Here is a 25849-nt window from a genome sequence, read left to right as displayed (position 1 = left end):
TGTCGTTGATTTTTTTTTTTACTCCCTCGCCCCTCACCTTCCGCCTCACCCAACCCGGGGGGAGGGCCCCGTTTTCCCCGCCCCCCACCCCCCGGGGGGGCGGCCGCCTGACTTCAGGCGGCGCCCCACGTCGTCTGCGCGCCTCCATGCCTGCCCGCGTGCCCTGGCGCATTTCCACCGACAGGTGGCGAAGATGAGAAATCGCAGGTGACGTAGCTCACGTTTGATGTGTGGATCGCCTCCCTTCGTCCCCTTTGCGTGGGGGGCGGAGCGGTGAATATGCCCAATTGACGGACTCCTGGGCATGGGTGAAACCTTCTGCGGCGCTCGCTTCGTGGCTACGGTGAGACGCGAAACGAGGGGGCAGGCATCGAGCCCCGGGCTTCGCGGTCACGCTCCCCTCGCCCGGATCCGTTCTGCTGATCCGAGTGATCCGGTCCGCACGTCAGGGACCTCACGTTCCCCAGGTGCCGGTGACAGCCCGTCAGAGGCCGGCCGGCGTCATGGGTGACGGCGACGCGTCGGCACACGAGACGGTCGCGTACAGATGACTGGCGGGCCCGTGCGGCAGGTGCGATGTGTGCTGACAGGAGCAGAGTGAACATCTCGGTGGACGACGTCAGAGTCAAGGCCAAGGCCCTCTACGAGGCACGCGCGACGGGCCGCCCCATCCCTCCCCTCACCGACGAGTACCCGGCGCTGGACATGCACGACGGATACGCCGTCCAGCGGGAAGTGGTCGGGATGCTCACCGCGGCCGGCGACAGCGTCGTCGGCTACAAGGCGGGACTCACCTCCGTCCCGATGCAGGAGCTGTTCGGCGTCAGCACCCCGGACTACGGACCGGTGCTGGGATCGACGGTGTACGAGAACGGGGCCACCACACCGGACGGGGCGTTCATCGCGCCCAAGGTCGAGGCGGAGATCGTCTTCCGGCTCGGCGCGCCCCTCAAGGGGCCCGGTGTCACCGTGGCCGCCGCGCGGGAGGCGATCTCCGAGGTGATGGCCGGGCTCGAGATCGTCGACTCCCGGATCGAGGACTGGCGGATCCGGCTCGCCGACACGATCGCCGACCTCGCCTCGAACGGCGCGGTGGTGCTCGGCACTCCGGTCGCCCTGCCCGAGGACGACTTCGACGTACGCCTGATCGGCATGGCCTTCTCCCGTAACGGCGCACTCGTGGCGACCGGAGCCGGTGCCGCCGCTCTGGGGGATCCGGTCGCGGTCGTCGCCTGGCTGGCGAACGTCCTCGGCGAGCACGGAGTGACGCTCGAAGCGGGGCAGTTGATCATGACGGGTGCCCTGCACGCCGCGGTCGCGATGAGTCCCGGAGACAGCTTCGTGGCGGAGTTCGACCGGCTGGGCACCGTCACTCTTCATGTGGGCGACGCGTAGACCACCGACGTGCGCCCCGAGGTGAACCTCTGGACAGGGAAGGGAGAAGCAGCCATGAAGCGAAACGGGCGCCTGCCCGTGGCCGTCCTCGGCGCCGGCCTCATCGGAGTCGATCTGGCAGAGAAGATCATGCGTTCGGAGTTCCTCGACTGCGGCCTGGTGGTGGGACGCGACGCGAACACGCCCGGCCTGCGACAGGCGGCCGACCTCGGTCTTCCCATCGGGACGCGCGGCATCGAGTCCCTCCTGGACGCTCCGCGGCCGTTCGGCATCGTGTTCGACGCGACCAACGCCATGGCCCATGCCGAGCACGCCGAACGCCTGCGTCTGACGGGCACGAAGCTCGTGGACCTGACGCCGAGCAAGGTGGGGCGGATGGTGATTCCGAGCGTGAACGGGACGGAGGTCCTGGGCAGCGACGACATCAACATGATCAGCTGCGGCGGCCAGGCCTCGATTCCGGTCCTGCACGCGATCACCCAGGGACACCGGGTCGAGTTCGTCGAGGTCGTCACGACGGCCGCCAGCCCGAGCGTCGGGCGCTCCACCCGGCTCAATCTCGACGAGTACATCGAGACCACGCAGGACGCGGTACGCGATTTCACCGGCGTCAAGGACGTCAAGGCGATCCTCAACGTCAGCCCGGCCAGACCGCCGGCCACCTTCAGGGTCGCCATGTCGATGCTGGGGGAGGGGTTCGGCACCGCTTCGGTGAACGCGGCCGTCACGGCGGCGGCCGAGCAGGTCCGCTCCTTCGCGCAGGGGTACCGGATCACCGCGTGTGTCGTGGAGGAGAACAAGGTGTTCGTCGCCGCGGAGGTCACCTCGTCCGGCGGACGCATCCCCCGGTACGCCGGCAACCTCGACATCATCAACTCGGCCGCGGTCCATGTCGCCGAACAGTGCGCGGCGGTCGGCCCGGCGGGCATCGGAACGGAGACGTCATGAGCACGGCACCCTCTCCCGCCGGCGCCGGAAAGCCGGTGCTCATCCACGACGCGTCCCTGCGCGACGGGCATCACGCCGTCCGCCACCAGCTGGACCGCGAACAACTGCGTGCCTACGCGCGGGCGGCGGACACCGCCGGCGTACCGGTGGTCGAGGTGGGGCACGGCAACGGTCTTGGAGCCTCCTCCCTCCAGGTCGGGCAGGCCCGCCTCGGTGACGACGAGATGCTGTCGGTCGTACGGGAGGCCCTGCGCGACAGCAGGATGGCCGTCTTCATGCTGCCGGGCTGGGGCACGACCGCCGACCTGGAACGGGCCATCGCCCATCAGGTCGACGTGGTGCGGATCGGCACCCACTGCACCGAGGGAGACCTCGCCGAACGGCATCTGGGCTTCCTCCGCGAGCAGGGCGTCGACGCCCAGGCCGTCCTTCTGATGAGCCACATGGCGACCCCCGAACGGCTGGCGAGCGAATGCGCTCGGCTGGTGGAGTTCGGCGCCAACGCGGTGGGCATCATGGACTCCTCCGGCCACTACCTCCCGGCCGACGTCACCGAGCGCATCGGCGCCATGCGGGAAGCCGTGGACGTACCGGTGATGTTCCACGCCCACAACAACCTCGGGATGGCGGTCGCGAACTCGATCGCCGCCGTGGAAGCGGGCGCGGACATCCTGGACGCCTGCGCCCGGGGCTTCGGGGCGGGCGCCGGGAACACCCAGCTGGAGGTCCTGGTACCCGTGCTCGAACGCATGGGCTTCCGGACGGGAATCGACCTCTACGGTCTGCTGGACGCGGCCGACCTCGCCGAGCGCGAACTCATGCCGGCCCCGCCCACCATCGACTCGGTGAGTGTCGTCAGCGGCCTGGCCGGAGTGTTCTCCGGGTTCAAGCACCGGGTCCTGGACATCGCGCGGCGTGAGGACGTCGATCCGCGTGACGTCTTCTTCGCACTGGGCAAGAGGCAGGCCGTGGCGGGCCAGGAGGACCTCATCGTCGAGGTGGCCCTGGAGTTGAAGGCGGCGCGCAGTGCGTGAGAGCCGCGAGCCCGCGGCTCCCGGTCGGGCGAGGACAGCGAGGGAAGAGCCAGCCGTGTACGAGGTACTCAAGGACATCCTGGTCAGCGACCTCCACGTACGGGAGCGGGATGTCGTACCCACCGCCACCAGGGACGAGGTGGGGCTGGACTCGCTGGCCGTGCAGGAACTCGCCACCGTGCTGAACGAACGGCTCGGCATCGAGGTCCACGACTACGAACTGCTGGACACCCGCACCCTCGCCGACGTGGCCCGCCTGATGGCGGAACGGCGGCCGGGGGACTGACCCCCGCGGTCGGTCCGGGCACCGTTCGCACGACTCCGCGCGGCGGAGTCCCTCCACCGGGAGTCCCATGTCTCATCCAACCTTGCGCGCGGTCCTCGAGACCGTCGCCTCCTACAAGCCGTCCGAAGGCGCCCACGGCTCGACCGGACGCCCTCGCCCCCTCTCGGCGAACGAGTCGCCGCACACCCCGCTGCCCGGCATCGTCGAGGCGATCGCGGGGGCCGGCGCCACCGTCAACCGCTATCCGGACCCCGGCTGCGGACCGCTGATACGCGCCATAGCCGAGGCCCACGGGATCCCGGAGGACCGGATCGCCGTCGGCGCCGGCTCCGTGGCCCTCCTCCAGACGCTGTTCCAGTCGATCGCCGACCCCGGCGCCGAAGCCGTCCACGCCTGGCCGTCGTTCGAGGTCTACCCCACGCTCGCGGCCCTGGCCGGAGTGGAATCCGTACAGGTACCGCTGGACGACGACACGCATGACCTGCGGGCCATGGCCGACCGGATCTCCTCACGGACCCGGCTGGTGATCGTCTGCAACCCCAACAACCCGACGGGCACGGTCGTCGGCCACGAGGAACTCCGGGAGTTCGTCGAGTCCGTACCCCCGACCTGCCTGGTGGCCGTCGACGAGGCCTACCACGAGTACGTCCGCGGCCCGGCGGCCCCCAGCGCCCTGCGACTGTGCGCCGCGCACCCGAACCTGGTCGTGCTGCGCACCTTCTCGAAGGCCTACGGACTCGCCGGACTGCGGACCGGATATCTCGTCGGCGACGCCCATGTCGTCGAGCGGCTGCGCAGGACGAGTCTCCCCTTCGCGGTGAGCACCGTCGCACAGCGGGCGGCGGTCGCGGCCCTCGGACTCGAGGAGCACCTGCTCCGCCGGGTCGACAGCACGGTCGCGGAACGCACCCGCGTGCGCGACACCCTGACGGCCCGCGGCTGGGACGTCCCGGACAGCCAGGCGAACTTCCTCTGGCTGGGACTCGGCCCGCACGCGGCCGGCTTCGGCGCGTGGTGTGCGAGCAGGGACGTCACGGTACGGGCGTTCCCGGGTGTGGGCGTGCGCGTGTCGATCGGTTCCGCCGAGGACAACGACCAGTTCCTCGCCGCGGCGGACGCGTGGCGCTCCTCGCGGCAGACGACCCCGGCGGGAGCCGGGCAGACGCGCCAGGTTTGCAAGGAGGCGGAAGTATGACCACTCTTCACACCGCACGCGCCGCGCTGGTCCCGGACGCCGCCGGGGTCTCCCGCCACGTGGTCGTCGCACCGGGCATGTGCAGCGGCGGCTCCCTGGTGTTCGGCCGGATCGGCGACTGGACCTGGGAGGTGGTGAGCGAGTCGTGCCGGATCAACGTCCACGCGGCCCGGACCGCCGAGGGGGACCCCGCCTATCTGTCCTTCTACTACTTCCACGTACGCGGCGGAGACGTCGTCCATCCCCACGGTCTCACCTTCGGCGACGAACTCCGGGTCGACTCCCGGTCGTTCCAGTTCGGCAGCCAGTCGGTCATCACCCTGCACCGGCTGGCCCCCGCCGGCCTGGAACTGCCCGACGGACCGCTGGACCCGGCGGAGGTGTACGAACACCCCCACCCGGACTGCCTGTACGCGGAGAACTTCAACCGGTGGATCGCCCGCAGCACGGCGGGCAGCAACCGCGGGCTCTCCCAGGTGACACCTCCGGACTTCACCTACCAGGAGCTGCCCGCGCTGCCGAACGCCTACTCCCCCCGGTCCCTCGTGGGCCGGGCCCGGGCCACCGGAAGCTTCCTCTCCGAGGGCCCGCCGGGACTCCACGAGGTCGGGAAGCCCGAGACCTTCACGTACGCCCTGGACATCGTGCGCGACCTCAACGGCGCCGGACTGATGTACTTCGCCTCGTACTTCGCCGTCTTCGACACGATGCTGCTGCGTCTGTGGCGCTCGCTGGGACGCACCGACGAGGAGTTCCTGCGGCGCAAGGTGCTCGACCAGAAGATCGGCTACTTCGGCAACGCCGACCCCGGCACGGTCTTCGCCGTCACCGTGCGCCGATGGCGCAGCACCGGATCCCCCGGCGTCGAGATCGCCGACATGGCCCTGCGCGACACGGCGACCGGGCAGCTGATCGCCGTCACCGCGATCGAGATCGAGGCAGCGGGCCTCCGCTCCTCCGACGCCTCATGAACGGCGAGACCGCCGACGGCGTGACGGTGTGGCTGACCGGCCTGCCCAGCGCCGGAAAGACCACGATCGCGCTGACCGCGGCCGCCGAACTGCGCTCCGCGGGACGCCGGGTGCACATCCTGGACGGCGACGAGCTGCGCGCGCACCTCACCTCCGACCTCGGCTTCTCCCGCGAGGACCGGGAGGTGAACGTCCGCCGCGTCGGCTACGTCGCCCAGCTGCTCGCCTCCCACGGCGTGACGGTGCTGGTCCCCGTCATCGCCCCGTACGCGGACGCCCGCGCGGCGGTGCGCGCACGGCACGAGGCCGACGGCACGGCGTACGTCGAGGTGCACGTGGCGACGCCGGTCGAGGTGTGCGCCGTACGCGACGTGAAAGGTCTCTACGCCCAGCAGGCCAGGGGCGAGATCTCCGGACTCACCGGCGTGGACGATCCGTACGAGCCGCCGGCCGCACCGGATCTGCGGATCCCGGCGCACGAGCAGAGCCGGGCGGAGTCGGCGCGGACGCTGATCACGCTGCTGCGGAAGAAGGGGTTGGCATGACGACGGCGACGACCCGGTCCGAGAGAACCGGCGACCCGTGGGCACTGACCCACGCGGACGCGCTGGAGTCGGAGGCGGTGCACATCTTCCGCGAGGTGGCGGGCGAGTTCGAGCGGCCGGTGATCCTCTTCTCCGGCGGCAAGGACTCCATCGTCATGCTGCACCTGGCGCTGAAGGCCTTCGCTCCCGCCCCCGTGCCGTTCGCGCTGCTGCACGTCGACACCGGACACAACTTCCCCGAGGTCCTGGCCTACCGGGACCGTGTGGTCGCGGCCCATGGTCTCCGCCTCCATGTGGCGTCCGTACAGGACTACATCGACCGCGGTGTCCTCAAGGAGCGCCCCGACGGGACCCGTAACCCGCTGCAGACACTGGCCTTGACGGAGAGGATCCAGTCGGAGCGGTTCGACGCGGTCTTCGGCGGCGGCCGCCGCGACGAGGAGAAGGCCCGCGCCAAGGAACGGGTGTTCAGCCTCCGGGACCAGTTCTCCCAGTGGGACCCGCGCCGCCAGCGCCCCGAGCTGTGGCGGCTCTACAACGGCCGGCACGCCCCCGGCGAACACGTCCGCGTCTTCCCGCTGTCCGACTGGACCGAGCTCGACGTGTGGCAGTACATCGCCCGCGAGGGCATCGAGCTGCCGGAGATCTACTTCGCCCATGAGCGCGAGGTCTTCCAGCGCTCCGGTATGTGGCTGCCCGTCGGGACGTGGGGCGACCCGAAGGACGGCGAGACCGTCGAGAAGCGACGCGTCCGCTACCGCACGGTCGGCGACATGTCCTGCACCGGCGCGGTCGACTCCGAGGCCGTGACCCTCGACCAGGTGATCGCGGAGATCACCGTGTCCCGGCTGACCGAGCGGGGCGCCACGCGCGCCGACGACAAGCTCTCCGAGTCCTCCATGGAGGACCGCAAGCGCGAGGGGTACTTCTGAGCATGACCAGGACCAGGATCACGCAACCCTCGACCACGACCCTTCTGCGGTTCGCCACCGCCGGATCCGTCGACGACGGCAAGTCCACGCTGGTGGGCCGGCTGCTGCACGACTCCAAGTCGGTCCTGGCCGACCAACTGGAGGCCGTGGAGCGGGCGTCGGCCGACCGCGGCCAGGACGCGCCCGACCTCGCCCTGCTCACCGACGGTCTGCGCGCCGAACGCGAACAGGGCATCACGATCGACGTCGCCTACCGCTACTTCGCCACCCCGAAGCGGCGGTTCATCCTGGCCGACACGCCCGGACACGTGCAGTACACCCGCAACATGGTCACGGGTGCCTCCACCGCCGAACTGACCGTGATCCTGGTCGACGCCCGCCACGGAGTCGTGGAGCAGACCCGCCGGCACGCCGCCATCGCCGCGCTGCTGCGCGTCCCGCAGGTCGTCCTGGCGGTCAACAAGATGGACCTCGTCGGCTACCGCGAGCCGGTGTTCGCCGCGATCGTGGCGGAGTTCACGGCGTACGCGGCCGAGCTCGGCATCCCCGAGGTCACCGCGATCCCGATCTCGGCTCTGGCCGGGGACAACGTGGTGGAGCCGTCCGCGGTCATGGACTGGTACAGCGGCCCGACGGTCCTCGAGCACGTGGAGACCGTCCCGGTCGGCGACGACCGGAACCACCGCCACGCCCGGCTTCCGGTGCAGTACGTCATCCGCCCCCGGACCGCCGAACACCCCGACTACCGCGGCTACGCCGGACAGATCGCGGCCGGTTCCCTCCACGTCGGCGAGGCGGTCACGATCCTCCCGGCCGGCCGTACGACGAGGATCTCCGGCATCGACCTGCTCGGCACGCGCGTCGACATCGCCTGGACCGGGCAGTCGGTGACCGTCCTCCTGGAGGACGACATCGACGTCTCGCGCGGCGACCTGATCGTGCCGACGACGGACGCCCCGCCGACCACCCAGGACATCGAGGCGACCGTCTGCCACGTGGCCGACCAGCCACTCACCGTCGGGCACCGGGTACTGCTCAAGCACGGCACCCGCACGGTCAAGGCCGTCGTCACGGACATCCCCGCCCGGCTCACCCTCGACGACCTCTCCCTGCACCCCCACTCCGGCCGGCTCGTCGCCAACGACATCGGCCGCATCAGGATCCGCACCGCCGAGCGGCTGCCCGTCGACTCCTACGCCGACTCGCGCCGCACTGGCTCCTTCATCCTGATCGACCCCGCCGACGGCACCACCCTGACCGCGGGCATGATCGGCGAGTCCTTCGCCGCTCCCGCACCGGTCAACGGCACGGCCCCCGACGACGACGGCTGGGACTTCTGACGGGAGACGGGTCCCGAGCGAAGCTCATCGCCCGGCCGTCCCCTCCGTCGCCCGGTCCGACAGCACCTCGCCGATCAGAGCCAGCGGAGCGGGATCCAGCATCTCGTAGTGGCCGCACGCGACGTCGAATGCTGAGAGCCGCCCGCCGCCGTACACCCGCCAGGCGTCCGGGGCGGCGCCCGGGCCGTCCGACGCGGCCCGGAAGTGGACCACGTCCACACCACGCGTCCGCACCGGAGAGGTCCGCAGCGCGTCCACCGCCGACCGCACCGCGAGCCGCGCGCCGTCCACCGCCCGCTCCCCGAGCAGCGCGATCTGCTCCGGCGGCGTCCCGTCCGCGGCGAACCCGGCCGACCCGGCCACGTGCCGGTGCGTCTCCTCCCAGTCGGGCAGCCCCTCCTCGGGAGCCGGATACGAGTCGAGCAGGGCCACGAACTCCACAGCGTGCCCCGTCGCCACCAGTTCCGCGGCCACTCCGTACGCGAGGGTGCCGCCGACCGACCATCCGACCAGCCGGTACGGTCCCTCCGGCTGCACCTCCAGGATCCGCCGCGTGTACTCCCGCACCAGCTCCTCCGGCTTGCGCGCACCGCCCTCCGGGTCGGTGAGGCTCGGCGCCTGCAGCCCGTACAGCGGCACGTCCGGATCCAGGTGCGGCAGCAGCCGGGCGTACGGCCAGGCGAGACCGCTCGCCGCGTGCACCGCGAACAACGGCCTCAGCCGTCCGCCGGTCCGCAGCGGCAGCAGCACGTCCAGGCCGGAGCCGTCCCCCTCGCCGTCGAGCCGGCGTGCGAGGGCCGCCGGGGTCGGCGCCTCGAACAGCGCGCGGACGGACAGGCCGGTACCGAGCACCGCACGCACCCGGCTCACCAGCCGGGTCGCGAGCAGGGAGTGCCCGCCCAGATCGAAGAAGCCGTCGTCCGGGCCGACCCGTTCCACCCCGAGCACCTCGGCGAACAGCGCGCACAACGGCTCCTCGTGCGCGTGCGCCGCCTCCCGGCGGGCAGTGGTGCCGTACGTGGGGGCCGGCAGCGCCCGCCGGTCCAGTTTGCCGTTCGGCATCAGCGGGAACCGCTCCAGCCGCACCACCGCAGACGGCACCATGTAGTCCGGCAGCGTGTCACGGGTGAAACGCCGCAGCTCCGCGCCGTCCAGCGTGGTCCCGGGCGCGGCCACGGCGTACGCGACCAGCCTGCGGTCGCCCGCCCGGTCCTCCCGTACGACCGCGACGGCCTGCGCCACGCTCTCGTGCCGCAGCAGGGCGGCCTCCACGTCGCCCAGTTCGATCCGGAAGCCCCGGACCTTCACCTGACCGTCCAGCCGGCCCAGATACTCCAGCTGCCCGTCCGTCCGCCACCGCACCTGGTCGCCCGTGCGGTACATCCGGCCGCCGGGCGCGCCGAACGGGCAGGCCACGAAGCGCTCCGACGTCAGAGACGGCCGGTTCAGATAGCCGCGGGTGACGCCCGCGCCGGCGATGTACAGCTCGCCCGTCTGCCCCACCGCGACCGACTGGAGCCACGGATCCAGCACGTACACCCTGGCGTTGGGCACCGGACGGCCGATCGGCGGATCGCCGTCGCCGTCCTCGTCGCCGCTGCGCCACCACGTCGAGTAGGTGGTCGCCTCGGTCGGGCCGTAGATGTTGGTGACCGCGCAGCCGGGCACCCGCTCCCGCAGCTCGCGCAGCAGGGCGTGCGGCACCGCCTCCCCGCCGAGCACCACGTGCCGTGCCGACACCTCGAAGGCGCCGCCCGCCGGCATGCTCGCCATCGCCGAGGGAACGCCGCTGACCAGGCTCCCCTGCCAGCCGTCCCGTTCGAGCAGGGCGAACAGGTCGTCGACCAGCTCGAAGGAGCCACCGAGTGCCAGGGTCGTGACGATCTCGAAGACCGACACGTCGAAGCTGAGCGAGGTGGACGCCAGGACCCGGGCCATGCCGTCGGCGCCGAAGTGGTCCTCGACGGTCGCCACGAAGTTGACGGCGTTCGCGTGCTCGACGACCACGCCCTTCGGGACACCGGTCGTGCCCGAGGTGTAGATGACGTAGGCGGGATGCCGGGGGAGGAGCGGCGCGGGCCGCTCCGCGTCCACGACGTCCCCGCCCTCCTGCTCCTCGACGCGCCGCGCCACCGAGGGGTCGTCCAGGACGAGCGCGGCCGTCCCCTCGGGCAGTACGCCCCTGGTCGCCCCGGTGACGACCGCGAGCCGGGGCCGTGCGTCGCCGAGCATCCGCGCCACCCGGTCGGCCGGGTAGCGCACGTCCACCGGCACATACGCGGCCCCGGTCTTGAGCACGGCGAGCAGCGCGACGACCATGTCCGCGGTCCTCGGCAGCGCCAGGGCCACCCGGCTCTCCGGTCCCGCGCCCTCGGCGAGCAGCACCCGCGCCAGACGGTTCGCCCGGCGGTTCAGCTCCCCGTAGGAGAGGTCCCGCCCCTGGTGGCTGAGGGCGGGCCGGCCGGGGTCCCGCGCGGCGCGCGCCTCGATCAGGGCGGGCAGCGTGGCCGCGGGCACCGGACGGTCGGTGGCGTTCCACTCCTCGAGCACCCGCCGGCGCTCGCCGTCCGACAGGACCGGCAGGCCGCCGGCCTCGCGGTGCGGATCGTCGGCGATCGCCTCCAGGATCCGTTCGAACCGCGCGGCGATCCCCTCCACCGTCCCGCGCGCGAGCAGATCGGGCCGGAAGTCGATCCGTATGCCCAGCTCCTCGCCCGGCGTGCAGATCAGGGAGAGCGGATAGTGGGTGGCGTCGAACCCGGTGACGCCGACGAGGAGGGCCTCGCCGAGACGCCGCTCGCCCGAGCCCATCGGATAGTTGTCGAAGACCGTCGTGGTGTCGAACAGCGCCCCGAAGCACGCCTGTTGCTGGATCTCCGTCAGCCCGACGTGGTGGTGGTCGAACAGGTCGAGCTGCTCGTCCTGGACCCGTGCGAGGAGATCGAGCAGCGTGTCCCGCGGGCCGATCCGCACCCGCGCCGGAACGGTGTTGATGAGCAGCCCGACCATCGTCTCGACACCGTCGACGTCGGCGGCCCGCCCCGACACCGTCATCCCGAACAGCACGTCGGCCTGCCCGGTCAGCTGCCGCAGCACCAGCCCCCAGGCCACCTGCATCACCGTGCCGAGGGTGACCCCGGCCTCCCGCGCCCGGTCCGTCAGCGCGGCGGTACGCGCGGCGGGCAGCCCCCGCACCACCCGCTCGGGCACCACCGCGCCCGCGCCCCGCGCCCTCGGCGCCACCAGCGTCGGCCCCTCGATCCCGGCCAGCGCCTCAGCCCAGGCGTCCCGGGACCACTCCGGGTCCACCTCGCCGAGCCAGTCCAGATAGGAGGTGTACGAGGGGGCGGCCGGCAGTAGGTGAGCCGCGGTGCCCGCTCCGGCGCCGTACAGCTGGAACAGCTCGTCGAGCAGGATCGAGGTGGACCAGCCGTCCAGAATGATGTGATGGTTCGTCAGCACGAAGCGCCACCGGGCACCGACGCCCGCGCCGTTGCCGTCGGCGTCGCCGCCCAGGCGGATCAACAGGAAGCGGATCAGCGGTGGTCGGGCCGTGTCGAAACGCCGCCCCCGCTCCTCCTCGACCAGCCGCGACGCCTCGGCCTCCCGGTCGGCGGGCGCCGTCCCGGTGAGATCGGCCGTCCGCCATTCCAGCGGGACGCGGGACGACACGAAGCGTACGGGCGCGCCCGACGCGTCCGTACGGAACCCGGACCGCAGGCTGTCGTGCCGGTCCTGGAGCACCTGGCAGACGTCCCGCAGAAGAACCGGGTCGACAGGACCCTCGAAGTCCAGGGCCAGCTGCGTGGTGTAGATGTCCTGGCCGTCCGTGTCGAACGCCGTGTGGAAGAACAGCCCTTGCTGGAGCGGCGCGGGCCTCGACGTCCGCTCGTGTGGGTGTTCGCGGGTGCGGTCCTGAGCGGTCACGCCGTTCCTCCCGGTTCGCAGGTGGGGGTGGTCAGGGTCTCCAGTGCCTCGAACCAGGCGTCGGCCAGGGCCTCCACCCGGTGCCGCTCCAGCAGGGCCTCGGGGTAGGCCCAGGTCGCGTGGAGCTCCGGCCCGTCCCCGCGGTCGTGGACGACCGCGGACACCTCCAGGAGGTGGGTCAGGGGCATCTCGGGGTCGCCGCCTCCGCCGACCGCGCCGGCTTCCGGCGCGAGTCCCCAGTCGGACCCGTCGGGCCGGTCGGACCCGTCGGGCCGGTCGGACCCGTCGGGCCGGTCGAACCGGCCCAGGTAGTTGAACAGGATCTGCGCCCGGGGCTGCGCTGCGAGCACGGGCGCGGTCCCCGGGTGGAGATGGCGCAGCAGACCGAAGCCGAGCCCCTTGTCCGGCATGCTCCCGAGCTGGTCGTTCACGGCCCGTACGGTGCCGTCCGGATCGTCCGGCCGCCCCGGGAGCCGTACGGGGAACATGCTGGTGAACCAGCCCACGGTCGCCGACAGGTCGAGCCCGCCGACGATCTCCTCGCGGCCGTGCCCCTCCACGTCCACGAGGAACGGGGTGTCGTCCCGGGCGTCGTCCGGGCCGGGCGCCGTACGCCAGTGCCCCGCGGCTGTGCTCAGCGCGCCGAGCAGCACCGCGTTCACACCGACGCCGAGCCGGGCGGGTACGCGGGTCAGGAGCGGCTCCGTCCGATCGGCGGGCAGGACCCTGGTGACGGTGCGCTTGGAACCCTCGGCATCACGGGTGGCCACGAGCCCCGCCCCCCTGACGAGATCGTCGGCGCCCTCGAAGAGCCCCAGCCAGAAGGGGAGTTCGGGCACCCGTCCGCGCGCCTCGCGCTCCAGGAGGCGTGCCCAGTCGGCGAACGACACGGGCGCGAAGTCCGGCCCCGCCGTCCGGGGGGCTGCGCCGTCGCTCAGGTCCTCCAGGAGGATCCGCCACGAAACGCCGTCCACGACCAGGTGGTTGATCATCAGGAGCAACCGACCGGGCCGGCCGGGACCCGCGTCGAACCACACCGCCTGGAGCATGTTCCCGTACTCGGGCGCCAGTCGCCGCCGTGCCGCGTCCGCCTCGGCGCGGACCAGGTCCGCGATCCCGCCTGCCGCCGCACCGGCCGTGTCGATCCGTACGACACGCCCGGTCGCGTCGACCGCACCGCGCGGGAGGACCTCAAGCCGCCACGCGGGGGTGCGTGTCAGCCGCGCCCGCAACACGTCGTGCCGGTCGAGCAGCGACTGGACCACCGCCCGCAGCCGTGGCAGGGACAGATCGGACGGGGTGCGGACGAGCACGGACTGGTGGAAACCGCCGACGGGGCCACCCCGTTCGCGCTGCCAGTGGAGGATCGGCGTGAGCGGTACGTCGCCGGCCGACGGAACAGGGGCCGTGCCGGACGTCGGTCCCTGGGCCGTGCCGGACGTCCGTCCGTGGGCCGTGCCGGACGTCGGCGCCTGGGCCGTGCCGGACGTCGGCGCCTGGGCCGTGCCGGACGTGGGCGCGGATCCTTCCGCCGGTGCTCCCGGCTTGGGCGGCCGTACCTTCGCGTGGGCGGCCAGTGCGGCGACGGTCCGGTACCGGAAGACGTCCCGCGTGGAGATCGCCAGACCTCGTGAACGGGCCCGGGACACCAGCCGGATCGACACGATGCTGTCGCCGCCGAGCTCGAAGAAGTCGTCCTCGACGCCGACGCCGGGCCGTCCGAGGATGGCGGCGAACAACTCGCAGAGGATCGTCTCGGCCGGGGTGCTCGGCACCCGGACCGCCCTCGCCTCCCCGGCCGCGGAGGCGGGTCCGTGCGGGGCGGGCAGCGCTGACCGGTCGAGTTTCCCGTTGGGCGTGAGGGGAAGCCCGTCGGGGAGCGCGACGACGGTGGGGACCATGTACGCGGGCAGCGCCTGCCGTGCCCACTCGGCGAGTGCGGAGGCGAGGCCCTCGGCGCTGGCGGCTTCGTCAGCGGTGCCGACAGCCGTGCCGGCGGCCCGGACGGGTGCGACGTACGCGACGAGCCGGCGCTCGCCCGGCGGGTCCTCGCGCACCACGACGGCGCTGCGAACGACGTCAGGGTGCCGGTCCAGGACCGCCTCGATCTCGCGGGGCTCGATGCGGAAGCCGCGCAGTTTCACCTGGTCGTCGGAGCGCCCGAGGAAGTCGAGTTCCCCTGCGGAGGTCCACCGGACCAGGTCGCCGGTGCGGTAGAGGCGGGTGCCGGGCGGACCGTAAGGACCGGCGACGAACCGCTCGGCGGTCAGCCCCGGGCGGCCGAGGTAGCCCCGGGCCACACCGGCACCCCCGATGTACAGCTCGCCCGGCACTCCCACGGGAACCGGCCGCAGCGCGTCGTCGAGGACGTACACCCGGGTGTCGCCCAGCGGGGAGCCGAGTGGCGGGTGCGCGGCGTTGTGCGGGCCGAGCGGGGCCGCGAGGGACCAGATGGTCGTCTCGGTGGGCCCGTACACATGGATGACCTCCGCGGCGAGGGCGGTGAGGCCGCCGGCCAGGGCGGGTGGCAGCGCCTCGCCGCCGACGAGGACGCGCAGTCCCCGGACCGCGTCGGGGACCTCGGCCACGAGGCCCGACCACAGGGAGGGGGTCGCCTGGAGGGTGGTGACGCCGTGCCGTCCGATCAGCCCGGCGAGGGCCTGCGGCTCGCGCACCTCGTCGGGAGAGGCGAGGACGACCGCGGCCCCGTCGAGCAGGGGCAGGAGAAGCTCCAGGTGGGCGATGTCGAAGGCGACGGTCGTCACGGCGAGCAGGCGGTCGGTGGGGCCCAGCGGCAGCCGGTTCCGCAGGGCGGTGAGCAGATGGGCGAGATTGCGGTGGCTGACGGCGACCCCCTTCGGCCGGCCCGTCGAACCGGAGGTGTAGAGGACGTACGCCGTGGTGTCGGCCGGGATCGCCTCGTCCGGGTCCGGGAGGGGGTTCGGGCTCCGGACAGGGGCCGGGCCTTCGGCACCGGACCCCGCCGCGAAGGCCCGGGGTTCGTCGAGCGCGAGCCAGTCGTCGCTGCCGAGGGCGTCTCGGGTGGCGCGGTCCGAGAGCACCAGGAGCGGCGCGGCCTCGGACAGGACCCACGCGACCCGGTCCTTGGGGTGGTGCGGATCGACCGGGAGGTACGCGGCACCGGTCCGGTGCACGGCGAGGAGCGCGACCAGGAGTTCGGGAGCGCGGTCCATGGCCACGGCGATCAGCCGCTCCGGGCTCGCGCCGAGCCGGCGCAGACGCCCGGCCAGCCGGTCCACCCGCGCGTCGAGCTCCGCGTACGTGATCCGGCGGGCACCGTGCAGCACCGCCGCCGCGTCGGGGGTCCTGGCGGCCTGCTCACGGAACCACCGCGCCACCGAACCGGTGCCCGGCGCCGATTTGGCCGCCGCGACGGCCGCCGAGCCGGGGGCGGGCCCGCTCCACTCCGTGAGGACGGTGTGCCGCTCGGCGGGCGACAGGACGTCCAGCTGACGCACCGGCCGGGTGGGGCGGGCGGCCGCGTCGGCGAGGAGCCGGGTGAAGTAGCCGGCGAGCCGTTCCGCGGTGGCGTGGTCGAAGAGGTCGCGGGCGTAGACGAGGGTGCCGTCCAGGCCTCCGTCGGACTCGGTGAGATCGAGGAGCAGGTCGAACGGGACGGTGCCGTACCGGCCGTGGTCCAGCACGTCGACGTGGAGTCCGGGCAGTTCCACGGTGCCGGTCGCGTTGTTCTGCAGACTCAGCATGACCTGGAAGAGGGGGTGCCGGGCCGCCGACCGCACCGGATCGACGGCGTCCACGACCCGCTCGAACGGCACGTCCTGGTGCTCCAGCGCGGCGAGGACCTCGGTGCGGACGCGGTCGAGCAGGTTGCCGAAGTCCGGGTCACCGGAGACGTCGGTCCGCACCACCACGGTGTTCACGAAGCAGCCGACCAGGTCGTCCAGACCGCTGTCGGCGCGTCCGGCGACCGGGCTGCCGACGAGGATGTCCGTTCCGGCGCCGAGCTGCCGCAGCAGGCCCGCCAGGGCGGCGTGCAGCACCATGAAGACGCTCGCGCCGTGCTCCCGCGCCAGGGCGACGACCCGCGCGTGGTCCTCTGGGGCGAGCCGGAACGGCACCGCCCCGGCGCGATGGGTGGCGGTGGCGGGGCGTGGCCGGTCGGCGGGCAGCCGGATCTCGTCGGGAGCGTGGGCCAGTGTGCGGGTCCAGTGGGCGAGCTGGCGGGCGAAGGGGCTCTCGGGATCGTCGGGTTCCCCGAGTGCCTCACGCTGCCACAGGGTGAAGTCGGCGTACTGCGCGGGCAGTTCCGGGAAGGCGGGGGACCGGCCCCGCAGCCGGGCGGCGTAGGCCGTGGAGAGGTCACGGAGGAAGGGGGCGGCGGACCAGCCGTCGAAGGCGATGTGGTGGATCGTGACCGCGAGGACGTGCTCATCGGGTGCGCAGGCGAGGAGTGCGGCCCGCACCGGCGCCTCCCGCGCCAGGTCGAAGGGGTGCTGCGACGCCGCGGCCACCGCCGTCTCGACGTCCCCCGGAGACGACACCTCCCGCACCGGCAGCTCGAACTCCGATACCTCCAGGACGCGTTGGCGGGGCGCTCCGTCGGTGACCGGGAACACGGTGCGCAGGCTCTCGTGCCGCCGCACCACGTCCCGCAGCGCGTCGCCCAGCGCCTCGGCGTCGAGCGGACCCGTCAGCCGCAGGGCGGTCGTGACGGTGTGCGAGGCGGCGCCCTCCGCCAGTTCGCCCTGCAGCCAGAACCGCAACTGGGAGAAGGACGGAGGCAGGACGTCCCCGCGTGGCCGGGGCCGCAGCGTCCCACGGTCGGCACCCGTGGTCGCGCCCCGCTCGGCGAGTCCGGCGAGTGCGGCGAGTCCGGCGGGCGTCGGCGACGCGAAGAGCGTACGGATCCCGATCCCGTCGTCCAGCACCTTGCGCAGCCGGTTCACCAGCCGGACGGCCAACAGGGAATGGCCGCCGAGCGCGAAGAAGTCGTCGTCCGCGCCGACCGCCGGCAAGCCGAGGACCTCGGCGAACAGCCCGCACACCAGCCGTTCGGCGGGCGTGCGGGGAGCGCGGGAGCCGGTGCCCTTCCCGGGGGCGGGCAGCGCCGCCCGGTCGAGCTTGCCGTTGGGAGTGAGGGGAAGCCCGTCGGGGAGCACGACGACCACGGGGGCCATGTAGTCGGGCAGCGTCCGTCGGGCGTGCTCGGTGAGCTCCGGAGCGGGATCGCCGTCGGTGTGCGGGGCGGGGACCACGTAGGCGACGAGGTCACGCTCCCCGGGCCGGTCCTCCCGTACGAGGACGGCGGCGCGGGCCACGGCCGGGTGGCGCTCCAGGGCGGCCTCGATCTCGCGGGGTTCGATGCGGAAGCCGCGTATCTTGACCTGGTCGTCGACGCGGGCGAGGAAGTCGAGCTCGCCGTCGGCGGTCCATCGGACGATGTCACCGGTCCGGTACATGCGGGTGCCGGGCGCGCCGTAAGGGTCGGCGAGGAAGCGTCCCGCGGTGAGTCCCGGGCGGCCGAGGTAGCCGCGGGCCAGTCCGGCGCCCGCGACGTACAGCTCGCCCGGCACCCCCACGGGCACCGGCCGGAGCCGCTCGTCCAGCACGTACACCCGCGTGTTCGCCATGGGCCGGCCGATCGGCGGCTTTCCGCCGTCCGCGTCCCGGGCCCGGTCCAGGCGCCTGAAGGTGGTGAACGTCGTGTTCTCGGTCGGTCCGTAGACATGGGTCAGCGCGGCGCCGGGGAAGTCCGTCAGCACCTGCCGCACCGCCCCCGCCGACGGCTGCTCGCCCCCCGTCCAGACATGTCTGAGCCGACTGAGCAGCGTACTTCTCTCCGCGACCAGCAGGTTGAAGAGCGAGGTGGTGAGGAACGCGCTCGTCGCGCCCCCCTCGGCGACGGCCCGCTCCAGCGCCTGCGGCGATGAGTCGCCTGCCGGCACCATCACGACGGTGCCGCCGCCGAGCAGCGGCACCCACAGCTCGTACGTCGAGGCGTCGAAGGAGTGCGGGGAGTGCGCGAGCACGCGCGCGTGGCCGCCGTCCGCCGCCCAGCAGGGATCGGCGGCGAGAGCGACGATGTTCCGATGGGTCACCAGGACGCCCTTGGGGCGGCCGGTGGAGCCGGACGTGTACATCGCGTACGCGGCCCGGTCGCCGGTGATGTCCGGCCACCCGCCCACATCCGTACTGAGGCCGTCCGTACCGAGGTCGTCCGTACCGGCGTCGTCCGTACCCAGGTCGTCCGGAATGAGGTCGACCGGTTCGAGATCGGCCGCGTCGATGAGCTGATCGAGGTCGAGCGGATCGGCGTCCGCGGCGGGCACCAGCACCAGCGGCACGCCGAGCGGCGCGCCCGCGAGGCCCTCGGCCCGCTCCTTCGTGGACGCGTCCGCCAAGACGAGGCAGGGCCGCGCCTCCTCCAGGATCGCGCGCTGCCGCTCTTCGGGATTGCGCGGGTCCAGGGGAAGGTAGGCGGCCCCCGTCTTCAGTACGGCGAGCAGGGCGACGACCAGCTCCGGCGAGCGGTTCACGGCCACGGCGACGAGCCGCTCCGGACCGGCGCCCCGCCGGCGCAGACGGCGGGCGAGGCGCTCGGCCCGCGTCTCGAGTCCCGCGTAGGTGAGCCGGGACGCGCCGCAGAACACCGCGATGGCGTCGGGCGCGGCCGCCGCGCGCCGACGCAGCAGCTCCGGTACGGAGTCGGCCGGGAGCGCCGTGTTCCGGCCGTTCCAGGTCTCCAGCGCCGTGCGGCGCTCGGCGGCGTCGAGAAGCTCCAGCAGGCCGATGCGCCGCTCCGGTGCGGCGACCGCCTGGGTCAGGAAGGCCGTGAAGTGGCGGACCAGACGCTCGGCGGTGTCGTGGTCGAAGAGGTCGCGGGCGTAGACCAGGGTGCCGTCGAGCGCCCCGTCGGTCTCCGTGACATCGAGGAGCAGGTCGAAGGCCACCGTCCGGTGAGGGTGGGCGTCCAGCAGGCGGGTGTCGAGGTGGGGGAGGCGCACGGCGGAGCCCGTGTTGTTCTGCAGGCTGAGCATGACGTGGAAGAGCGGGTGCCGAGCGGCCGAGCGCGGCGGGTTGACGGCCTCCACGACCTGCTCGAAGGGGACGTCCTGGTGGTCGAGCGCGGCCATCACCCCCGTCCGGGCCTGCCGGAGCAGGTCGTGGAAGTCGGGATCACCGGAGGCGTCGGTCCGGATGGTGACGGTGTTGACGAAGCAGCCGGCGAGGTCGTCGAGGCCGACGTCGGTGCGGCCGGCGACGGGGCTGCCGACCAGGATGTCGGTGCCGGCGCCGAGCCGTCCGAGGAGCCCCGCGAGTGCCGCGTGGAGGACCATGAAGGTGCTGGCGCCGTGCCGGAGGGCGAGCTCGGCGAGCTGCCGGAAGCTGTCGGGCGGCAGGTGGAAGGGGACGGTGCCGGCCCGGTGGGTGGCGGTCGCGGGGCGCGGTCGGTCGGTGGGGAGGGGGAGTTCGGCCGGGGCGTCGGCGAGGGCGCCGGTCCAGTGGGCCAGTTGCTCGGCGAAGAGGCTGCCGGGGTCGTCGGGCGCGCCGAGCTCCTTGCGCTGCCAGAGGGTGAAGTCCGCGTACTGGAAGGGGAGTTCGTCCCAGGACGGAGGGCGGCCGTCGAGGCGCGCGGTGTAGGCGTGCGAGAGGTCCCGGAGGAACGGTGCGACGGACCAGCCGTCGAAGGCGATCTGGTGCACGGTGATCGCGAGCACGTGGTCGTCGTGGGAGTGGGCTTGGTCGTGTGCTTGGTCCTGGTCCTGGTCCTGGTCTTGGACCTGGTCTTGGACCTGGTCTTGGTCTTCGCCTCGGTGGTCGTCCTGCCCGGGGGAGCCGACGGCGAGCAGGACGGCCCGCAGCGGGATCTCGTGCTCCAGGTCGAAGACGTGCTCGGCCGCGTCGGTCACGGCCGCCTCGACGCCCTCCTCCGCGACCCGCCGCACCGGCAGCTCGACCGTCACCTCCTCCAGGATCCGCTGCCCGGGCACTCCGTCGGTGACCGGGAAGACGGTGCGCAGGCTCTCGTGCCTCGTCACCACGTCCCGCAGCGCGTCGCGCAGTGCCGCCGCGTCGAGCCGGCCCGTCAGCCGGAGCGCCATCGAGGCGTTGGGCGACTCGCCGGCGCGGTCCATCTCTCTCTGGAACCAGAACCGCAGCTGCGAAAACGACAGAGGGATCACGGTGGTCTCGGCCTCTCGGGTCTCTCGGGTCAGTGCGCTCGGAATGCTTCGCGGAGGGTGTTCAGGGGACGCAGCCCGTCCAGGACGGTCTTGGCGTCGATGCCGAAGTCGATCAGGCAGGCGACCTCGTCCACGCCGATGCCGCGCAGCCGCTCGACCGTCGCCGTCGCCTCCTCCACCGTCCCGAAGAGGCCTCGCTGCTCGAAGTAGGTGTCGAACGACCGGGCGACGAGGAAGTCGAGGTCCTCGTCCTCCAGTGCGTCGACGTCGAAGTCCGGATCGAGGGCGCCGAACGACCGCGCGAGTAGATGGACCGAGCTTCTGAGGTAGGCACGCAGCGGCCCCTCGACGGTGGCGCGCACCTCGTCCCGGTCTGCGCCGAGGAAGGTGTGCAGCATCAGGACGACATGCCCCTCCCAGCCGTCGTGCGCTTCCCGCGCCGTCCGCCGGTAGGCGGCGATCTTCGCGGCGAGTTCGTCGACGTCCTGGTGCAGCAGATGGGTGAGGACTCCGGCCCGCGCCGCCGCCGCCGTACGGAAGGTGTCCGCGTCGCCGGCACTGGTCACCCAGAGGGGCAACTCCCTTTGCACCGGGGGCGGGAAGATCCGTACGGTCGCCGGGGCGCCGTTGCCGTCCACGACCTCGTGGCCGTCCCCGCGCCACAGCCCGCGGAGTTGCTCGACGCTGTCGGTCAGCAGGCGTTTGCGGTCCTCGTACGCCCCCCGGCTCAGCGCGAAGTCCACCGGGTGCCAACCGGAGGCGAGGGATATTCCGGCGCGACCGCCGGAGAGGTTGTCCACGACCGACCATTCCTCGGCGATCCGCAGCGGATGGTGGAGGGGCGCGACGACGCTCCCGGCGCGGATGGCGACGGTGCTCGTGATCATCGCGAGGGCGGCGCCCACCACGGACGGGTTCGGGTACAGCCCCCCGAAGGGGTGGAAGTGCCGCTCGGGCGTCCACACCGCGCGGAAGCCGTGCCGGTCGGCGAAACGGGCGCCCTCCAGCAGGAGTTCGTACCGTCCGGCGTCCCCTTCCGGTGTGCTGTCGTCGGCGAAGTAGAACAGGCTGAAGTCCATCGGGAATCCTTCGATAACCCTTGCCGTGCGTGATCCGGTCGGTGTCGCGGGCCCCTGCCCCCGTCAGCCGGGGCGGGGCATCCTCCGCAGCGCGGGCCGTGCCTTGCGGGCTCCGCTGAGCCGGGCCACGAGGCCGGCCACCGTGGGCGCGTCGAAGACCGTGCGGACCTGGACCTCCACCCCCAGCTCGGCGCGGACGCGGCTCACGAGCCGCGTGACGAGCAGCGAATGGCCGCCGAGCGCGAAGAAGTCGTCGTCGATCCCCACCGCGGGTCCCGCCGCGGAGAGCCCGAGGACCTCCGCGTACATCCGGCACAGCGCCTCCTCCTGCGGCGTCCGCGGTGGGCGGCCGCCCCCGTGTCGGCCGCCGCGCGAGTCGGTCATGGCCGGCAGGGCGGCCCGGTCGAGCTTGCCGTGCGGGGTGAGCGGCCACGCGTCGAGGACGACGATCACGGATGGCACCATGTACGCCGGGAGGTACGCGGCCGCCCAGTCGGCCACCGACGTGATGAGCGCCGCGTCGTCGGACGCCGCGAAGGGGACGTTGACATGGCGCTCGGGATCCCCCGCCGGTCCGGTCGCGCTCTCCGACAGGAAGTCCCACTCCCCGGACTCCCCGGACTCCCCGGACTCCCCGGACTCCCCGGACTCCCCGGACTCCCCGGACTCCCCGGATTCCCCGGATTCCCCGGACTCCCCGGAGGTGAATTCGGCGTCGACGTGGTCGGGTCCCCCCTTCGCGGACCAGCGCAGCGCCACGCGGTATCCCAGCCGCTCACCGAGCCGCGCCAGGTCCTCGGGGTCCGCGCCGGAGTCCGGCGACCCGCCCGACGCGCGCAGATCCTCGGCGAGACGCGCGTTCGGGACCCCGGCGACCCGGACGGGTACGGCGTCCGGCGCGCGGTCCCGCAAGGCGTCGGCGACGTCGTCGAGCGTACGGACGTCCGCTCCCCACAGCAGCTCCGCCACAGCACCGGCGCGCGACGGTGCCGCACCGGTCGGGGAGGGCGCGTCACCGGTGCGGGGCGGGGCGCCGGCCGTCCGCCGCAGGACGACGTCGTAGCGGTAGCGGGTCAGTTCGTTGTGATGGGTTCCGCGCTTCAGCCGTACGTCGCACGTCGCGAAGTGCGGCCCGGGACCCCCGGCGGCGACCGTCAACGACCGGAAGAACTCCGGGTCCACCAGCAGCTCCGGCTCCGCGGCCATGCCGCGCGCCACGGCCCGGCGGTACTCCCCGCTGCCCGGCAGGGCGCCCGCCGAGCGGGCCGCGACCGCCCCGTGAAAGGACTCCGCGAGCCCCAGGTGCCGGACGTCGCCGACGAACACCGATCCGCCGGGCGCCAGGGCGGCCGCCGCGAGCCCGAGCACCCGCGCCAGATGACGCCCGCTGGGGAAGTACTGGACGACGGAGTTGAGGACGACCACGTCGAAGTACCCGCGCGGCACGCCCTCGTGGTCGTCGGCCGGCCTGCTGTGCAGGACCACTCGCCTGGCCAGGTCGGGCCGCTCGTCCACCTGTCGCCGCAGCCGCTCGATCACGCGGGCCGAAAGATCGAGCCCCCAGTACGCCTCTGCCTCGGGAGCGAGGCGTGACAGCAACAGGCCGCTGCCGACGCCCAGTTCGAGCACCCGCCGAGGCCGCAGGGCGCGGATGCTCCGTACGGTCTCGTCGCGCCACTCCCGCAGGTGCTCCAACGGCAGCGCGCCGCCGTCGTATCCACTGGTCCATCCGGCGAAGTCCTCGCCGAAGGGCGTCGGTTCGTCGTCGGCCGGCACGGCGTCGTGGACGCGCTGCCAGTCGGCCACGCGGTCCGCGTCGCTCAGGGACGTCCTGTCGGTCGGGCCGGGCGCGCGGCGGACGTAGGCGATGAGCCTCCGGTCGCCGTCCGGGCCCTCGTGCACGGTCACCGCGGCGGCGGACACCCCGGGATGGCCGGCGAGCCGCGCCTCGACCTCGCCCGGTTCGATCCGGTGGCCGCGCACCTTGATCTGGTCGTCCGCGCGCCCGGCGAACTCCAGTTCGCCCGAGGTGGTCCGGCGGGCCAGATCGCCCGTGCGGTACATCCGCGTCCCGGCCGGGCCGTACGGGTCCGCGACGAACCGCTGCGCCGTCAGACCGGGCCGGTCGAGGTAGCCGCGGGCCAGACCCGTCCCGGCGACGTACAGCTCGCCCACCTCTCCCGCGGGCACCGGCCGCAGGGCGGCGTCGAGGACATGGAGGCGGGTGCCCCGGATCGCCCCGCCGATCGGCGGCGTGCCGGCGCCCGCCGCGAGCGGCCGGCTCATGGTGGCGCAGACCGTCGTCTCCGTCGGTCCGTACGCGTTGATCAGGGTCCGGCCGGGAGCCCAGCGCCGCCGCAGGTCCGCGTCCAGGGCCTCGCCCGCCGCGACCAGGACGCGTACGCGGGGGAGGGCGTCGGACGGCAGGACGCGCAGCACCGACGGGGGCAGGGTCGCGTGGGTGACGCGCTGTTCGTCGGCGAGGCGGCCCAGGTCGGGCCCGGGCAGCAGGCTGTCGGCGGGCGCCAGCACGAGCGCGGCGCCCGCTGACAGCGCCATCGCCAGCTCCCAGAAGAACGCGTCGAAGCTGGGCGAGGCGAACTGCAGGACCCGGCTGTCGGCGTCCGCGGCGAGGGAGTCGCGCTGGTGGACGGTCAGGTTCGCGAGACCGGAGCGGGTGACGACCACGCCCTTGGGCAGGCCCGTGGAACCGGAGGTGTAGATGACGTACGCGGGCAGGTCGCCCTCCGCGCGCCGGGCTCCGTCCGGCGGGGCGGCCGGGGCGCGCCGCAGAGCCGCGGCGGTCTCCGGATCGTCGATGTCGATGCGGGGTACCGCGGCGCCGGCCGGGAGCGCCGTACCGGAATCCGCGAGGAGCAGTGCCGGGGCCGCGTCGCCGAGGATGTGGGCGATGCGGCGCTCCGGGTAGGCCGGGTCGACCGGGAGGTGGGCGGCCCCGGCCTTCATCACCGCCAGGACCGCGACGACCAGCTCCATCGAGCGGTCGAGCGCCGAGGCGACCACCGTCTCCGGCCCGGCGCCCCGCGCGGCCAGGACGTGCGCCAGCCGGTTGGCACGGGTGTCGAGCTCCGCGTAAGAGACCGTGTCGCTCCCGAACACCAGGGCGGTGGCGTCCGGGACGGTCCGGGCGCGCTCCTCGAAGAGGTCGAGCAACGTCCGTGCCGGTGAGTCCGCCCGGAGCGCTGCGGACACGGGCTCCCCGTCGAGGAAGAGGCGCAGCAGGGGAGTGGTGTCCGTCCCCTCGGGCACCACGTGGGGACGCAGGTCCTCCCAGCGGGACGGGGTGACGTCGAGGTCGGTGGCCTCGTGGTCCCGGAGGAACCGCGCGAACTGCCGTGGATCGGCTCGTAGTTCGTCGGTCGGAAGGAGCAGGGTGTCGCCGCGGCAGATCCGTAACCACTGCCGTGCCGAGGCGTCATGCGAGAGGTCGGCGTCCCACACCACCCGCGCGGGGGCCGGGGCCCCGTCCGGCACGTCGCGCGCCGGGACACGCGCACCGGACGCGAACGAGCCCAAGACCGAAGCCAGTTCGAGGCGTCGCATGCCCGCAGCCCACTCGGAGCCGTGCGGCCCCACGGCTACCACCAGACGCGCCCCGGCGTCCTCGGCGAGCCGACGCCGCTGGTGCGCGGGCCGGGCGGGGTCGAGCGACACGTACGCGGCGCCCGCCCGCCACACCGCGAGCATCGCCGTCACCAGGTCGGCACCGCGGGGGAGATCCAGGGCGACGGTCGTACCGGGCTCCACGCCCGCCGCGCTCAGCGCTCGGGCGGTCCGCTCGACCCGTTCGCCGAGTTCGCCGAAGGTCACCGACTCCGACGGCGTGACCACGGCGGCGCGTTCGGCGTGCCGGGCCGCCTCCCGCGCGAAGCGGGAGAGCAGGTCGAGCGCACTGGTGACCACGGACAGCTCCTTGCGCGGGGTCCTTGCACGGGAAGTGGGGGCGGTGCCGGTGCGTGCGATGACGGAGGGCTCGGGCGCGTGACGCGTTCGCGGAGCCCTCGGAGTGGT

General features: G+C 73.2%; 11 protein-coding genes and 4 pseudogenes. 9 read left to right on the top strand and 6 right to left on the bottom strand.

From position 1 onward, the window contains the following. The first annotated feature begins 597 nt into the window (after positions 1-597). From ACWFR1_RS22825 to ACWFR1_RS22785, 9 genes are all read left to right on the top strand, one after another. Positions 598-1395, top strand: coding sequence for a 2-keto-4-pentenoate hydratase (locus ACWFR1_RS22825; protein ID WP_453553938.1), 798 nt, complete (start codon positions 598-600; stop codon positions 1393-1395). 54 nt (positions 1396-1449) lie between these two features. Continuing rightward, positions 1450-2343: an acetaldehyde dehydrogenase (acetylating) gene (locus ACWFR1_RS22820; RefSeq protein WP_453553936.1), complete on the top strand. Its 894-nt coding sequence runs from the start codon at positions 1450-1452 to the stop codon at positions 2341-2343. Next, complete coding sequence (dmpG, locus tag ACWFR1_RS22815; protein ID WP_453553934.1) at positions 2340-3377, top strand: 4-hydroxy-2-oxovalerate aldolase; 1038 nt, start codon at positions 2340-2342, stop codon at positions 3375-3377. The genes ACWFR1_RS22820 and dmpG overlap by 4 nt, the downstream gene beginning before the upstream one ends. 55 nt (positions 3378-3432) lie before the next feature. Beyond that, entirely contained in the window at positions 3433-3663 is a 231-nt protein-coding gene (locus ACWFR1_RS22810; RefSeq protein ID WP_453553932.1) for an acyl carrier protein, read from the top strand. A gap of 82 nt (positions 3664-3745) precedes the next feature. Next, positions 3746-4858 (top strand): histidinol-phosphate transaminase, encoded by a 1113-nt coding sequence (locus ACWFR1_RS22805; protein WP_453553930.1) that lies wholly within the window; start codon positions 3746-3748, stop codon positions 4856-4858. Then, entirely contained in the window at positions 4855-5829 is a 975-nt protein-coding gene (locus ACWFR1_RS22800; protein WP_453553928.1) for an LnmK family bifunctional acyltransferase/decarboxylase, read from the top strand. Before ACWFR1_RS22805 ends, ACWFR1_RS22800 begins: the two co-directional genes overlap by 4 nt. Next, positions 5826-6374 (top strand): adenylyl-sulfate kinase, encoded by a 549-nt coding sequence (cysC, locus tag ACWFR1_RS22795; protein ID WP_453553926.1) that lies wholly within the window; start codon positions 5826-5828, stop codon positions 6372-6374. Before ACWFR1_RS22800 ends, cysC begins: the two co-directional genes overlap by 4 nt. Then, a complete protein-coding gene (gene cysD, locus ACWFR1_RS22790; protein ID WP_453553924.1) occupies positions 6371-7306 on the top strand; it encodes a sulfate adenylyltransferase subunit CysD in 936 nt (311 codons plus the stop codon). The genes cysC and cysD overlap by 4 nt, the downstream gene beginning before the upstream one ends. 2 nt (positions 7307-7308) lie before the next feature. Beyond that, positions 7309-8646 (top strand): sulfate adenylyltransferase subunit 1, encoded by a 1338-nt coding sequence (locus ACWFR1_RS22785; protein ID WP_453553922.1) that lies wholly within the window; start codon positions 7309-7311, stop codon positions 8644-8646. Between the two features lie 24 nt (positions 8647-8670). Here ACWFR1_RS22785 and ACWFR1_RS22780 read toward each other — a convergent pair. The 6 genes and pseudogenes from ACWFR1_RS22780 to ACWFR1_RS22755 form a co-directional block, all read right to left on the bottom strand. Beyond that, a pseudogene (locus ACWFR1_RS22780) lies at positions 8671-9351 on the bottom strand (thioesterase domain-containing protein); the annotation flags it as partial. Positions 9352-9420: 69 nt separating this feature from the next. Continuing rightward, positions 9421-11163: pseudogene (locus ACWFR1_RS22775) on the bottom strand (non-ribosomal peptide synthetase); the annotation flags it as partial. Positions 11164-11208: 45 nt separating this feature from the next. Next, a pseudogene (locus tag ACWFR1_RS22770) lies at positions 11209-12573 on the bottom strand (condensation domain-containing protein); the annotation flags it as partial. After that, a pseudogene (locus ACWFR1_RS22765) lies at positions 12570-20690 on the bottom strand (amino acid adenylation domain-containing protein); the annotation flags it as partial. The pseudogenes ACWFR1_RS22765 and ACWFR1_RS22770, both read right to left, overlap by 4 nt. A gap of 77 nt (positions 20691-20767) precedes the next feature. Further along, on the bottom strand, positions 20768-21817 hold the full coding sequence (locus ACWFR1_RS22760) for a MupA/Atu3671 family FMN-dependent luciferase-like monooxygenase (protein WP_453553920.1): 1050 nt from the start codon (positions 21815-21817) through the stop codon (positions 20768-20770). Between the two features lie 63 nt (positions 21818-21880). Continuing rightward, entirely contained in the window at positions 21881-25741 is a 3861-nt protein-coding gene (locus ACWFR1_RS22755) for an amino acid adenylation domain-containing protein (protein ID WP_453553918.1), read from the bottom strand. Positions 25742-25849 lie beyond the last annotated feature (108 nt).

Source organism: Streptomyces sp. NPDC055103, assembly GCF_053607625.1.
Note: the sequence above shows the minus strand (reverse complement) of the source record. Positions and strands in the feature narration are given on the sequence as shown.

Bases quoted from the DNA above. Each gene is read 5' to 3' on its own strand.
- ACWFR1_RS22820 (WP_453553936.1), top strand. From the start codon at position 1,450: ATGAAGCGAAACGGGCGCCTGCCCGTGGCCGTCCTCGGCGCCGGCCTC.
- dmpG (WP_453553934.1), top strand. From the start codon at position 2,340: ATGAGCACGGCACCCTCTCCCGCCGGCGCCGGAAAGCCGGTGCTCATC.
- ACWFR1_RS22800 (WP_453553928.1), top strand. From the start codon at position 4,855: ATGACCACTCTTCACACCGCACGCGCCGCGCTGGTCCCGGACGCCGCC.
- cysC (WP_453553926.1), top strand. From the start codon at position 5,826: ATGAACGGCGAGACCGCCGACGGCGTGACGGTGTGGCTGACCGGCCTG.
- cysD (WP_453553924.1), top strand. From the start codon at position 6,371: ATGACGACGGCGACGACCCGGTCCGAGAGAACCGGCGACCCGTGGGCA.
- ACWFR1_RS22785 (WP_453553922.1), top strand. From the start codon at position 7,309: ATGACCAGGACCAGGATCACGCAACCCTCGACCACGACCCTTCTGCGG.
- ACWFR1_RS22760 (WP_453553920.1), bottom strand. From the start codon at position 21,817: ATGGACTTCAGCCTGTTCTACTTCGCCGACGACAGCACACCGGAAGGG.